At 62.1% G+C, this 13,777-nt stretch carries 9 protein-coding genes and 1 pseudogene; all 10 read left to right on the top strand.

Annotation, left to right across the window (positions count from 1 at the left end; genetic code table 11):
• Positions 1-71: 71 nt before the first annotated feature.
• The 10 genes and pseudogenes from AC0L2Z_RS20920 to AC0L2Z_RS20875 all read left to right on the top strand — a co-directional run bounded on the left by AC0L2Z_RS20920 (position 72) and on the right by AC0L2Z_RS20875 (position 13,404).
• Complete coding sequence (locus tag AC0L2Z_RS20920) at positions 72-161, top strand: K(+)-transporting ATPase subunit F (protein WP_023797479.1); 90 nt, start codon at positions 72-74, stop codon at positions 159-161.
• 33 nt (positions 162-194) lie between these two features.
• Entirely contained in the window at positions 195-1,898 is a 1,704-nt protein-coding gene (gene kdpA / locus AC0L2Z_RS20915) for a potassium-transporting ATPase subunit KdpA (protein WP_287239825.1), read from the top strand.
• Between the two features lie 24 nt (positions 1,899-1,922).
• Positions 1,923-2,135, top strand: coding sequence for a hypothetical protein (locus AC0L2Z_RS20910; protein WP_023797477.1), 213 nt, complete (start codon positions 1,923-1,925; stop codon positions 2,133-2,135).
• Positions 2,132-4,225, top strand: coding sequence for a potassium-transporting ATPase subunit KdpB (gene kdpB, locus AC0L2Z_RS20905; RefSeq protein ID WP_287363678.1), 2,094 nt, complete (start codon positions 2,132-2,134; stop codon positions 4,223-4,225). The genes AC0L2Z_RS20910 and kdpB overlap by 4 nt, the downstream gene beginning before the upstream one ends.
• A gap of 12 nt (positions 4,226-4,237) precedes the next feature.
• Positions 4,238-4,807, top strand: coding sequence for a potassium-transporting ATPase subunit KdpC (gene kdpC, locus AC0L2Z_RS20900; protein WP_023797475.1), 570 nt, complete (start codon positions 4,238-4,240; stop codon positions 4,805-4,807).
• A 69-nt stretch (positions 4,808-4,876) separates the two neighbouring features.
• Positions 4,877-7,594, top strand: coding sequence for a sensor histidine kinase (locus AC0L2Z_RS20895; RefSeq protein WP_128173506.1), 2,718 nt, complete (start codon positions 4,877-4,879; stop codon positions 7,592-7,594).
• On the top strand, positions 7,591-8,283 hold the full coding sequence (locus AC0L2Z_RS20890) for a response regulator transcription factor (RefSeq protein WP_287239819.1): 693 nt from the start codon (positions 7,591-7,593) through the stop codon (positions 8,281-8,283). Before AC0L2Z_RS20895 ends, AC0L2Z_RS20890 begins: the two co-directional genes overlap by 4 nt.
• Positions 8,284-8,873: 590 nt before the next feature.
• Positions 8,874-10,115 carry a CAP domain-containing protein gene (locus AC0L2Z_RS20885; RefSeq protein ID WP_287230406.1) on the top strand — a complete coding sequence of 414 codons (1,242 nt, stop codon included), beginning with the start codon at positions 8,874-8,876 and terminating at the stop codon, positions 10,113-10,115.
• Between the two features lie 78 nt (positions 10,116-10,193).
• Positions 10,194-11,953 (top strand): annotated as a pseudogene (locus AC0L2Z_RS20880) (type I secretion system permease/ATPase).
• The gene (locus AC0L2Z_RS20875; RefSeq protein WP_473629190.1) at positions 11,950-13,404 is read left to right on the top strand and encodes an HlyD family type I secretion periplasmic adaptor subunit; all 1,455 of its coding nucleotides are present in this window, start codon (positions 11,950-11,952) and stop codon (positions 13,402-13,404) included. The pseudogene AC0L2Z_RS20880 and the gene AC0L2Z_RS20875 overlap by 4 nt, the downstream one beginning before the upstream one ends.
• Positions 13,405-13,777 lie beyond the last annotated feature (373 nt).

Here is a 13,777-nt window from a genome sequence, read left to right as displayed (position 1 = left end):
GTTTTTGTTTTTCGCCCTGTTCTTCGCCTTCGTCAAAGCCTGCGACAGTCTTTAGGCGGAAGGACCGCAACATGCTTGTCGACTATATCCTCGGTGGCGCTGTGACCCTGTTCCTTCTCGTCTACCTGACATACGCCCTCATTCGCCCAGAACGTTTCTAACGGCAACTGGCGCAGGCACGGAAGCTTATTTCAATGACTTTCAACGGATGGATGCAGATCCTCGTCTATTGCGGGATCGTCGTTTTGCTGGTGAAGCCGCTCGGCGGCTACATGTATCGCGTTTTCAGCGGCGACCGCACATTCCTCTCGCCGATTTTGGGTCCTGTCGAGCGCAGCCTTTATCGCATCTCGGGGATCAGCGAGCGTGAGGAGCAGCACTGGACCACCTATGCGGCGGCCTTGTTGTTCTTCAACCTCGCCGGCTTCCTGGTGCTCTACGCCCTGCAACGGCTGCAAGGCAGCCTGCCGTACAATCCGGCCGGCATGAGCGCCGTCGAACCCGGGCTCGCCTTCAACACCGCCGCCAGCTTCATGACCAACACCAACTGGCAGAACTACGGCGGTGAAAGCACGATGTCCTATCTCGTGCAGATGGCCGGCCTCACCGTGCAGAACTTCCTGTCCGCAGCGACCGGCATCGCCGTCGCAATCGCGCTGATCCGCGGCTTCACCAAGGCTTCCGGCAAATCGATCGGCAATTTCTGGGTCGATATGACCCGCTGCACCCTTTACCTGCTGTTGCCGCTCTGCATCGTGCTGACGCTGGTCTATGTCTATCTCGGCATACCGCAGACGCTCAGCGCCTATCTCGAAGCCACAACCCTGGAAGGCGCGCGGCAGACAATCGCGGTCGGGCCAGCAGCCTCGCAGATCGCCATCAAGATGCTCGGCACCAATGGTGGCGGCTTCTTCAACGCCAATGCCGCGCATCCCTTCGAAAACCCCGACGCGATCTCGAATCTTATCCAGATGGTTTCGATCTTCGCCATCGGTGCGGCGCTGACCAACGTATTCGGCCGCATGAACGGCGACCAGCGCCAGGGCTGGGCGATCTTGACGGCGATGGGCGTCCTGTTCATCGCCGGCGTCGCCGTCTGCTACTGGGCGGAAGCATCAGGCAATCCGCTGGTGCATGCGCTGGGCATCGACGGCGGCAACATGGAAGGCAAGGAAACACGCTTCGGCATCGCCTTGTCGGCGCTGTTTGCGGTGATCACCACCGCCGCGTCCTGCGGCGCCGTCAACGCCATGCATGACAGCTTCACAGCGCTTGGCGGCATGATCCCGATCATCAACATGCAGCTCGGCGAGGTCATTGTCGGCGGTGTCGGCGCCGGTCTTTACGGCATCCTGATGTACATCGTGATCGCCGTCTTCGTTGCCGGACTGATGGTCGGACGCACGCCCGAATATCTCGGCAAGAAGATCGAGGCCAAGGAGGTCAAGATGGCGATGCTCGCCATTCTCTGCCTGCCGCTGGCGATGCTGATCTTCACCGCCATCGCGGTGGTGCTGCCGACCGGCGTCGCTTCGATGGCCAATGCCGGCCCGCACGGCTTCTCCGAGGTTCTCTATGCCTACACCTCGGCTGCCGCCAACAACGGCTCGGCCTTTGGCGGCCTGACCGGCAACACGCCCTGGTACAACATCACGCTCGCCATCGGCATGCTGATTGGCCGCTTCCTGGTCATCATCCCGGCTCTGGCGATCGCTGGTTCGCTGGTCGCCAAGAAGACGGTGCCGGCCTCCGCCGGCACATTCCCAACCGACGGGCCGCTGTTCGTCGGGCTGCTGGTGGGCGTCATTCTGATCGTAGGCGGCCTCACCTTCTTCCCGGCGCTGGCGGTCGGACCGATCGTCGAGCACCTGGCTGGCATCCACGGGCAGACTTTCTGAACCGTCCCACCTTGGATCAAAATTATGTCCTGGCTCGAAACCATACGTCGCAAGATTCGGCATCGAGATGATCGGAAAGGGGCAACCCCGCCTCCTTTCCCGACCATGTCCACGTTCTTCGGCATTGCGGCAGTCATGATCGTGATCTGGCTGCTGGCCTCCGGGCTTCCGCATCTTCGTTCGGCATCCGATCGATCGGCGCCAACCAACAACATCGATACTGGAGCCACCAAATGAGCCAGTCCAAATCCGCTGTCATCATGGATGCCCGCATTCTGCTGCCCGCCATCGACGGCGCCTTCAGGAAACTGAACCCGCGCACCTTGATGCGCAATCCGGTGATGTTCGTCGTCGCCGTGGTCTCGGCGCTCACGACAGTCCTGTTCGTCAAGGATCTCGTCACTGGTGGCGGCGATCTCGGCTTCTCGCTGCAGATCATCATCTGGCTGTGGTTCACCGTGCTTTTCGCCAACTTCGCCGAAGCGATCGCCGAAGGCCGAGGCAAGGCGCAGGCCGATTCGCTGCGCAAGGCTCGCACCGAGAGCCAGGCCAAGCTGTTGAGCGGCGACGACCGCAGCAATTTCAAGCTGGTGCCCGGCACCAGCCTGAAGGTCGACGACGTGGTGCTCGTCGAGGCCGGCGACATCATTCCATCGGACGGCGAGGTGATCGAAGGCGTCGCTTCGGTCAACGAGGCAGCGATCACCGGCGAATCCGCTCCGGTTATCCGTGAATCCGGCGGCGACCGTTCGGCGGTGACCGGCGGCACGCAGGTTCTGTCTGACTGGATTCGCGTGCGCATCACCGCGGCCTCCGGCCATACGTTCCTCGACCGCATGATCTCGCTGGTCGAAGGCGCTGCGCGCCAGAAGACGCCCAACGAGATCGCGCTCAACATCCTGCTCGTTGGCATGACGCTGATCTTCGTGCTGGCGACGGCAACGATCCCGAGTTTCGCCGCCTATTCGGGCGGCACCATTTCGGTGACCGTTCTCGTCGCCCTGTTCGTCACCTTGATCCCGACGACCATCGGCGCGCTGCTTTCGGCCATCGGCATCGCCGGTATGGATCGCCTGGTGCGGTTCAACGTGCTGGCGATGTCGGGCCGCGCCGTCGAGGCGGCCGGTGACGTCGACACGCTGCTGCTCGACAAGACCGGCACGATCACGCTCGGCAATCGCCAGGCGACGGCATTCCGCCCGGTCAAGGGCGTCACCGAGCAGGAGTTGGCCGACGCGGCGCAGTTGGCCTCGCTTGCCGATGAAACGCCGGAAGGCCGCTCGATCGTCGTGCTGGCGAAGGAGAAATACGCCATCCGTGCCCGCGACATGGCGACACTGCATGCCGCTTTCGTGCCCTTCACTGCGCAAACCCGCATGAGCGGCGTCGACATCGATGGCTCTTCGATTCGCAAGGGCGCGGTCGATTCGGTGCTCGCGTTCGTCAATCAGTCGACCGTCGCCACGCATGGCACGCGCCCCGGCGGCGACACCGTCCGCGACCTCCAGGCGATCGCCGACGATGTCGCCAAATCCGGCGGCACTCCGCTTGCGGTCAAGCGCGACGGACGCCTGCTCGGCGTCGTGCATCTCAAGGACATCGTCAAGGGCGGCATCAGGGAACGCTTCGCCGAACTGCGCAAGATGGGTATCCGCACGGTGATGATCACCGGCGACAACCCGATGACGGCGGCGGCGATCGCGGCGGAGGCCGGCGTCGACGATTTCCTTGCCCAGGCGACGCCCGAGGACAAGCTGAAGCTCATCCGCGACGAACAGGCCAAGGGCAAGCTCGTCGCCATGTGCGGCGACGGCACCAATGATGCGCCTGCTCTTGCGCAGGCCGATGTCGGCGTTGCCATGAACACCGGCACGGTCGCCGCACGCGAAGCCGGCAATATGGTCGACCTCGACAGCGACCCGACCAAGCTGATCGAGATCGTCGAAATCGGCAAGGCGCTGCTGATGACGCGCGGCTCGCTGACAACCTTCTCCATCGCCAACGACGTGGCCAAGTATTTTGCCATCATCCCGGCCCTGTTCGCCGTCTTCTACATCGCGCCGGGGCAGACATCAGGTCCGCTGCAGGCGCTTAACATCATGCATCTGGCGACGCCGCAGAGCGCCATTCTCTCGGCCATCATCTTCAACGCGCTGATCATCGTCGCGCTGATCCCGCTGTCGCTGAGGGGCGTCAGATATCGCGCCATCGGCGCGGCCGCGCTGCTCAGCCGTAACCTTCTCGTCTACGGCCTCGGCGGCATCATCGTCCCCTTCGTCGGCATCAAGGCGATCGACATGGCCATCACCGCGCTTGGCCTCGCATAAGGAATGAAGTCGATGCTCAAGCAAATCAGACCCGCGATCACCATGATCGTTTTCTTCACCATCCTCACCGGCCTGATCTATCCGATCGGCATGACCGGCATCGCCCAGGCCTTGTTCCCGCGCCAGGCCAATGGCAGCCTGATCGAGAGGGACGGCAAGGTCGTCGGCTCCGAACTGATTGGCCAGGCTTTTGCCAGCGAGCGTTATTTCCATGGCCGGCCGTCGGCTGCGGGCGACGGCTACGACGCCGCCGCTTCGAGCGGCTCGAATCTTGGGCCGACCAACCCTAGGCTGATCGACCGCGTCAAGAGCGATGCCGACAGGCTGAATGCGGAAAATCCGAACCAGAAGGTGCCGATCGATCTGGTCACGACTTCAGCCAGCGGCCTCGATCCGCATATCAGCCCCGAGGCCGCCTATTTCCAGGTCGCCAGGGTGGCCAGGGCCAGGGGCGCCGATGAAGCCAGTGTCAAGTCGCTTGTCGACAGCCATGTGGAGGACCGCGAGCTCGGCTTCATGGGAGAGCCTGTGGTCAATGTGCTGGCGCTTAACCTGGCGCTGGACGAGGCCATCAAGCAATGAATTGTGGGAAGCAATGAGTGGCAGGCTGGGGATCGACACCATCCCCGGCGCCATTCATGATCGATTGTGATGCCGGACGACAGAAGCAACGAAACCCGACCCTCACCCGACGCCCTGCTTGACCGTGCGGAGCGGGAGGCGCGCGGTCGTCTGCGGATTTTTCTGGGCGCAGCACCCGGTGTCGGCAAGACCTATGAAATGCTGATGTCGGGCCGTGCAAGATTGGCCGACGGAGTGGACGTGGTGATCGGCGTCGTCGAGACGCACGGCCGCAAGGAAACCCAGGTGCTGGTCGACGGCTATGAGGTGATTCCCCGTCATCGGGTCGAGTACAAGGGGCGCATCCTCGAGGAAATGGATCTCGATGCCATCCTTGCCCGGCGTCCGGCGCTGGTCCTCGTTGATGAGCTTGCCCATACCAACGCACCGGGCAGCCGCCATCCCAAGCGCTATCTCGACGTTCAGGAAATCCTGACGCACGGCATCGACGTCTACACCACGCTCAACATACAACATGTCGAAAGCCTGAACGATGTCGTGGCGCAGATCACGCGCGTCAGGGTGCGCGAGACGGTTCCAGACTCCATCATCGACCAGGCCGACGACATCGAGATCATCGATCTCACGCCCGACGACCTGATCAAGCGGCTCGAGGAAGGCAAGGTCTATATCCCCAGCACCGCCCGGCGCGCGATCGAGAATTATTTCTCGCCGGGCAATCTGACGGCGCTCAGGGAACTGGCGCTGCGCCGCACCGCCCAGCGCGTCGACGAGCAGTTGCTGACCCACATGCAGGCCCACGCCATACCCGGGCCCTGGGCGGCGGGGGAAAGGGTTCTCGTCTGCGTCGATGCGCGTCCGGGCGGGGCGGCCCGCGTCCGCTATGCGCGGAGATTGGCCGACCGGCTCCGCGCTCCCTGGACGGCGCTTCATGTCGATACCCCTCGTTCAGCCGCCATGTCCGAGGAGGAAAAGGATCGGCTCGCGACGCTGCTGCGCCTTGCCGAGCAGCTTGGCGCCGAAGTAACGACCATTCCAGGCCAGAACGTCGCGCAGGACATCGTTCGCCATGCGACCGCCAACAACTTCACCCATATCGTGATCGGCAGGCCGACCCGTTCGCGCTGGCGGGAATTGATCGAAGGCTCGCTCACTTATGATCTCATCCGCAATGCCGGCGACATCAGCGTCCATGTCATTTCGGGAAACGAACGCAACGACGAGGCGACGTCACGGACCGTAAAGGTGGCGGACGAGCAGTGGCAATTCGATATCTGGCCCTATCTCAAGGCCACGGCCTATGTTGCTGGCTCGCTCGCCTTCGCGGTCCTTCTCCACCAGTTCCTCGACGTCCGCAATCTGGCGATCATCTTTCTCATCGGGGTTCTGACGTCGGCGGTGACCGGCGGTCTCTGGCCGGCTTTGTATGCCTGCCTCATCAGCGCCATTGCCTTCAACTTTTTCTTCCTGGAACCACGCTACACGCTGACGATCCAGGACCCGGAGAGCATCGTGGCGCTGGCTGCCTTCCTGGTTGTTGCGGTCATTGCCAGCAATCTGACAGCGCGGGTGCAGCGACAGGCGGTCGCTGCCCGCGCGCGGGCACGCGCCACGGAAGATATCTATCTTTTCTCGAAGAAGCTCGCCGGCGCCGGCACGCTAGACGACGTGCTCTGGGCGACTGCCTTCCAGATCGCCTCGATGCTGAAGCTGCGCGTGGTGCTGCTGCTGCCGGAAGACGGCACGATCACCGTCAAGGCCGGTTACCCACCCGACGACACGCTGGCCGAGGCCGACATCGCGGCCGCCCGTTGGGCCTGGGAGCACGATCGCCCCGCAGGCCGCGGCGCCGACACGCTTCCCGGAGCAAGACGCCTGTATCTGCCGTTGCGCACCGGTCGCACCGCCGTCGGCGTCGTCGGCCTCGACAACGACAAGCAAGGCCCGTTGCTGACCCCCGAACAGAAGCGCCTGCTCGACGCACTCGCGGATCAGGCGGCGGTCGCGATCGAGCGCATCCAGCTTGTTGCCGACGTCGACCGGGCCAGGCTCGAGGCCGAGGCGGACCGCCTGCGCTCGGCGCTGCTGACCTCGATTTCCCATGACCTGAAAACGCCGCTTGCCGCAATCATGGGCGCCGCCGGCACATTGCGGGAATTTGCGCCGGCGCTTCCCGAAACGGACCGGGCGGACCTGCTGTCGACCGTGCTCGACGAATCGGAGCGGCTGAACCGCTTCATCGCCAATCTGCTTGACATGACCAAGATCGAATCCGGTGCGATGGAGCCGAACTACGCGTTCCACTATGTCGGCGACATTGTCGGCACCGCCTTGCATCGAGCCAGAAAAATCATCGGCGAACACAAGACCGAAATGGACATTCCCACGGATCTGCCGATGCTGAGGGTCGACCCCGTCCTGTTCGAGCAAGCGCTGTTCAATCTCCTCGACAATGCCGCTAAATTTGCCCCGCCAGCTTCGACGATCCGCCTGCAGGGCTGGGCCGACAATGGTTCCGTCATGCTGCAGATCATGGACGAGGGGCCAGGCGTTCCGCCAGCGGATCTGGAGCGCATTTTCGACACGTTCCACCGGGTGCGCAAGGGCGATCAGGTCCGTGCCGGCACCGGGCTCGGGCTCTCGATCTGCCGTGGCTTCATCGAGGCGATGGGCGGGACGATTTCGGCGGCCAACAGGACCGACCGCCCGGGTGCGGTTTTTACCATCAGGATGCCGGTAGCGGCAGACCAACATGTGGGTGACCCCGGCATGGATGACCTGCCATGACGAACCTGGGCGTCAGGATTTTGGTCGTCGATGACGAACCGCCGATCCGCAAGCTGCTCCGCGTCGGCCTTGGCAGCCAGGGCTATGCGATCAGCGAGGCGCCGAACGCCAAGACGGCGATCGAACTCGTGGAGACGGAAAAGCCGGACCTGATCCTGCTCGATCTCGGCCTGCCCGGCATGGGCGGTCACGAATTGCTGCGCAAATGGCGGGACGACGGCCTGGATGTTCCCGTCGTCATCCTTTCCAGCCGCACCGACGAGGCCGGCATCGTCTCGGCACTTGATCTCGGCGCCGACGACTATATCACCAAGCCGTTCGGCATGAACGAGCTTGTCGCGCGCATCCGCGTGGCGCTCCGCCACAAGTTCCAGCAGCAAGGCGAGAAGCCGGTCTTCCACACCGGCGATCTCACGGTCGATCTGGTGAAGCGCATCGTCATGATCGAGGACAGGGAGATAAAGCTCTCGCCGAAGGAGTACGACATCCTGCGCATCCTCGTGCAGCACGCCGGCAAGGTTCTCACCCACCAGTTTCTTTTGAAGCAGGTCTGGGGCGATTCGACCGACGTGCAGTATCTCAGGGTCTATGTGCGGCAGCTCAGGCAAAAGATCGAGAAAACGCCCGACCAGCCGCGTTACATCACCACCGAAACCGGCGTAGGATACCGCCTGCGCGAAGTCGACTGAAGCGAGGGCCGCGGGCGGGCCCGTCTAACCCCACTGCGGGGCGCGCGTCTACCATCAGCCGCCTGTTGCAGCTGATCCAGCGCTCCACAACCAAGCGTCCCGGTTGCACGGCGAAGCCGACTTGATCAGCTTTTCGTTTAACGATCTTGACAGCGATCGAGACGGCCCGGCCACACGGGTCCCTGATGTCCAGGATCGGCGAACAACCTTCGGTTAATGGCAATGGTCGACGCGAGGCGTTCGGGGACCGGACCGGGCGCCGTCCCGATCTGGATGCCGGCAGCATGCGGGTAAAGGACGAGAGCCCGACCTCTTGCCGGCGGCATAGCCGCGGCCGCCACTCTCAACTCGTCACGGCCTGGCGCGCACGTCGCGCATCGTGAGAACGCGCATAATTGAATGTCACACTTGCTGGTTGCATTACAATATGAAATTTCGTGTTATCGCATCCCCACAAATTCTCTTTAACAAAATCATGGTTAACAGCTGCTTGCCGCAGGTTAGCCACAGTCGGCTTTTACCAAGCGTGATTGGGAAATTCTACAGCTTGGCGGGACCGTCCAAAAACGAAACAGTGGAGCGACGATCTAATGCCGCAACATAGCGCACATGAACAATATCTACTTGAACTTATCAACGCGGAGAGGGCTAAGGCCGGCGTGCAGCCGCTGGCCTTCGATAATGATCTCAGCGAGGCGGCTGAGGGGCACAGCAGATGGATGCTTGCAACCGACACCTTTTCTCACACGGGGTCGGGAGGGTCCTCGCCCACCCAGCGTATGAAGGCTGCCGGCTACACCCTAACGGGCTCCTGGGCGACAGGAGAGAACATCGCATGGGCTACGACCAGGTCACCGACGGGCTACAATGACGAGATTCTGCTCCTGCACAACAACCTGATGAACTCCCCGGGTCATCGTGCCAACATCCTCAACGGGAACTTCCGCGAGGTAGGTCTTGGATTCGAGGTTGGCGATTACCGGGGGCGCTCCAGCGGTTTCGTGGCGGAGAATTTCGCCAAGACCGGATCAGACCTGTTCCTGACCGGTGTGGCGATCGACGACAAGGACGGGGATAGGTTCTACGATCCCGGTGAAGGTCTATCCGGTCTCACCATCACAGCGAAGAGTTCGACGGGCGCGACGTTTACGACGAAGACCATGGGCGCCGGCGGCTACGACCTCGCGCTCAAGCCCGGCACCTACACAGTAACATTCTCGGGGGCGGGCATCGAAGCTTCGACGCGCACCGTCTCTGTCGGGAGCAAGAACGTCAAACTCGATCTCGTCGATCCGAAGCAGGGAGCCGTCGCTGCCGTTCAGGATGAACCGGCGGCAGTTTCCGATCCGGCGCCGCAGCAGGAACCAACGCCAACGGCGCAAGCTGAGCCGGCCCCGACACCAACGGCGCAAGCTGAACCGGCCCCGACAACGCCGCCGGATTCTGGGCAGCCGAATTCTGGCTCCCAGTGGCTTGCAACCTTCTTCGGCAAACAGGGCGTAAACTTCCGGTCTGACCAGACCCTGGCCGAACATGAGGAGGCTGAAGGAACGCCTGGCACGGCTAAGGAGAGTGGTGCACAGGTGGCGCTTGACGGCGATAACATCGTGTTTCCACAACTCGGGAACGCTCGGGGCCAACTCGACGACGCTATCGAGCAGGTCCGGGACAATGCGTCGACCGCGCTAGCAAATGCGGGCGATCCGAGACCGGCTTTTGATTGGGCAGAGTATGCACATACGCAAGCGGGCGATGCCGACGCGCTGGCTGCGAAACTCATCGAGCAACTGTCTGCGCATAACAACAGCGTAATCGCCGATCAGGCCGCGTAGCCAATGCCGGGCGATGCGGGCCTGCAGTTATGGGCCCGCATCGCCTGCTGACGCATGCGGTTGATCGAGGGGACATCAATGTCACAATCTGGTTCAGAGAAGCTCCGCCCGCCGAGGGCGAAGTCCGAATTGGCTGCCTGCCTGGCGCATTTCCGGCGCGCCTTTTTGGCGGTGGCGGCTTTCAGCGGCCTTATCAACGTGCTGATGTTGTCCGGCTCGGTGTTTATGCTGCAGGTCTACGACAGGGTCCTGCCCAGCCGTAGCGTGCCGACGCTGGTGGCTCTGGTCCTGCTGATTTCGATTCTATATGTTTTTCAAAGTGCACTCGACGCGATCCGCGGCCGGGTGCTGGCGCGTATCGGCAGCGGACTCGACGAGCGCCTAAGTGAGCGGACCTACCGCGTGATGTCGCAATTGCCCTTGGCCAGAGGCCGTTCGGGCGAGGCATGCAGCCGGTGCGCGATCTCGATCAAATCGGCGGTTTCCTGGCCAGCGGTGGTCCCGCCACTCTTTTCGACCTGCCGTGGATGCCGCTTTATCTCGCGCTCTGTTTTGCCTTCCATCCTTGGCTCGGCCTGGCTGCGCTGATTGGGGCGATCCTGCTTTTGGCATTGACCGTGCTCACGGAGAAAACGGTCCGCCATCCAGCAACTGAAATGTCTGGATATGCCGGAGCGCGCAGCAATATCGCACTGGCAAGCATCCGCAATGCCGAGGTGCTCGAAGCGATGGGCATGAGATCCACTATGGCCTCGCGCTGGGCGGAAGCAAACGGCAAATACAGGCAGGCGCAGATGCGTGCCAGCGATGTCACGGGTTCATTCGGCGCGCTCTCCCGCGGCTTTAGGATGCTGCTGCAATCAGTCGTTCTCGCGATCGGAGCGTATTTGGTGATCGGCCAGGAAGCCACGCCTGGCATCATCATCGCAAGTTCTATTCTCACCGCGCGAGCGCTGGCGCCAGTCGAACTCGCAATTGCGCACTGGAAGAACTTTCTTGCCGCTAGACAAGGCTGGCATCGGCTGAGCGAACTTTTCAGGGAGTTCCCCGCCACAGAGGATCGCTTGCAGCTGCCGCCGCCGCGGACCGAACTCTCGGTTGAAGGGATCGGCGTCGTTCCGCCAGGCGAGCGCCGTTTTGTTGTACAGGACATTACGTTTTCGCTGAGCGCCGGCTCCGCGCTCGGTGTCATCGGTCCGAGTGCATCGGGCAAATCGTCACTGGCGCGGGCGCTCGTCGGCGTCTGGCCGGCAGCGCGCGGCAAAATCCGCCTGGACGGCGCCGCCATCGAACAGTGGCCGGCTGAGGCACTGGGGCGGCACATCGGGTATCTGCCGCAAGATGTCGAACTTTTCGCAGGCACCATTGCTCAAAACATTGCCCGCTTTGATCCTTCTCCGGATCCGGCAACCATTATCGCGGCGGCCAAGACCGCGGGCATGCACGAAATGATCCTGCGCTTGCCTCGCGGATATCAGACCGAGATCGGCGAGGGCGGCGCATCGCTTTCAGCAGGACAGCGGCAGCGCATCGGACTGGCCCGCGCGCTTTATGGTGATCCTTTCCTCGTTGTTTTGGATGAACCGAACTCGAATCTGGACGCTGGAGGCGAGCAGGCTTTGACCCAGGCGATCCTTGCAGTCAAACAGCGGCACGGCGTGGTTGTCGTAATCGCCCATCGTCCAAGCGCCCTGGCGGCAGTGGACCTTTTACTTGTTCTCGACTCCGGCCGTCAGCACGCATTTGGGGCGAGGGATCTGGTCGTGCGGGGCACGACGCGGAGTGCCTCCGTGGGAACGGTTCAAGCAGTTGCCCCGGAGGAAAAGGCATCAGGATGACGTTATTTCATGATCGATCGTTCTTTGGCGCGCGTAACGGCGTAAAGGGGATGATTCCGCATATTCGTGCCGGAGCGAGCCATCTGGCCAGCGTCAAAGGCAAAATCGGCGGGCTGCTGTTCGTTCGGGCTAACCTCCCTACCGATGTGCGATCGCAGCCGACGCAGAACGACTTATCCCTTCGCCGGTATATGCTTCTTGGCGCCGCAACCGTGGCGCTGCTTGTCGGCGGCCTTGGTGCATGGGCCGCAACGACGGAATTGTCAGGCGCCGTCATCGCTACCGGCCATATCGCAGTGGAATCCAACGTCAAGGCGGTTCAGCATCCAAGCGGCGGCGTTGTGGGTGAGATCAACGTGCGCAACGGCGATGAAGTCAGAGCAGGCGATATTTTGCTCCGTCTCGACGACACGCTTACACGCGCCAATCTCGCCGTCATAACCAATACCCTGGACGAACTCTCGGCGCGGGAGGCACGCCTCACAGCGGAGCGTGAGGATGCCGAGGCGATAGCCTTTTCCGAGGATCTCACCAGCCGCTCCTCTGTTGGACATGTGGCGCGTGTGATCGGCGGGGAGCAGAAACTTTTCGCTTTGCGACGGGGAGCTTACCGTGCCCAAATCGAGCAACGCAGGCAACGGGTGAGCCAGCTCAAGGAGGAGATAGCGGGCCTCGAGGCACAAAGGGCGGCCAAGGAGCACGAGATTGCGTTGGTCCGCGACGAGATCAAGGGCGTCAGGGGCCTTTGGGAAAAAAAACTCGTCCAGCGGTCGCGACTCCTGGACCTGGAGCGGGGCGAGGCTCAGATCGAGGGAGGGCGCGGCCAACTCGTCGCTGCGATAGCCGAAGCGAACGGCAGAATCAGCGAAACAGAAATGGCCATCATCCAGATCCAGCAGGATTGGCGCAGCGAGGTCGCGAAAGAATTACGCGAAACGGAGGCTCGAACCACAGAATTGGCAGAGCGAAAGATCGCCGCGGAGGAATTGCTTAGACAGACCGATATTCGTTCACCCCAGAACGGCCGGGTGCATCAGCTTGCGATCCATACGGTCGGCGGCGTCGTCACGACCGGCGGGCCAATTATGATGATTGTCCCGACCGCTGACGAATTGACTGTGGAGGCACGCATCGCGCCTCAAGACATCGATCAGGTCCAGCCCGGCCAGCTTGTCCATCTGCGGCCGTCGGCGTTCAGCCAGCAGGTCACGCCGGAAATCGAAGGACATGTAGCAACGGTTTCTCCCGACCTCGTCGAAGACGAGCGGAACGGACTATCCTACTACAGCGTGCGGATCAGGCTTGACGAAGGCAAGCTTGGCTCGTTGGATCCGGAAAGCCTCAAGCCGGGCATGCCGGTGGAGGCGTTCATGCGCACGACCGATCGCACCGTCATCTCGTTTCTGATGAAGCCATTGACCGACCAGATCAGCCGCGCATTCCGCGAATAGTCGCGCAGCTGGGCTATCGCCGTGCCGTGGCCAAAGGCTCCGGGGAACGCAGCGCCGCCCGTGCCGCGGTTTTCAACTGTGCGATGTTGCGGTTCAAATTATCCAATCCAGGCCTGAAAGGCATGGAACTGCAGGATGCCCTCCAGCTTCTTGTCGTCGGCCTCGTATTGGTGCCCTTTGCCAGCACACATCGGTCGACGGGCTTTGCGCCCTGACTGGCTAGTCAGCCAATTCCGCTCCGGCGCGGGGTTTTAATCCATGGCATCATCAGACAAACGCCCTATATAATCGCAAGGTTCTGTTTCGTAAGGGAATGGATGGATGTCGCCGCTTCGCCTTTCGACGGTCTTGATATCGGCAACCCTGGCAACAG

Source organism: Mesorhizobium sp. WSM4850 (assembly GCF_055811735.1).
Note: the sequence above shows the minus strand (reverse complement) of the source record. Positions and strands in the feature narration are given on the sequence as shown.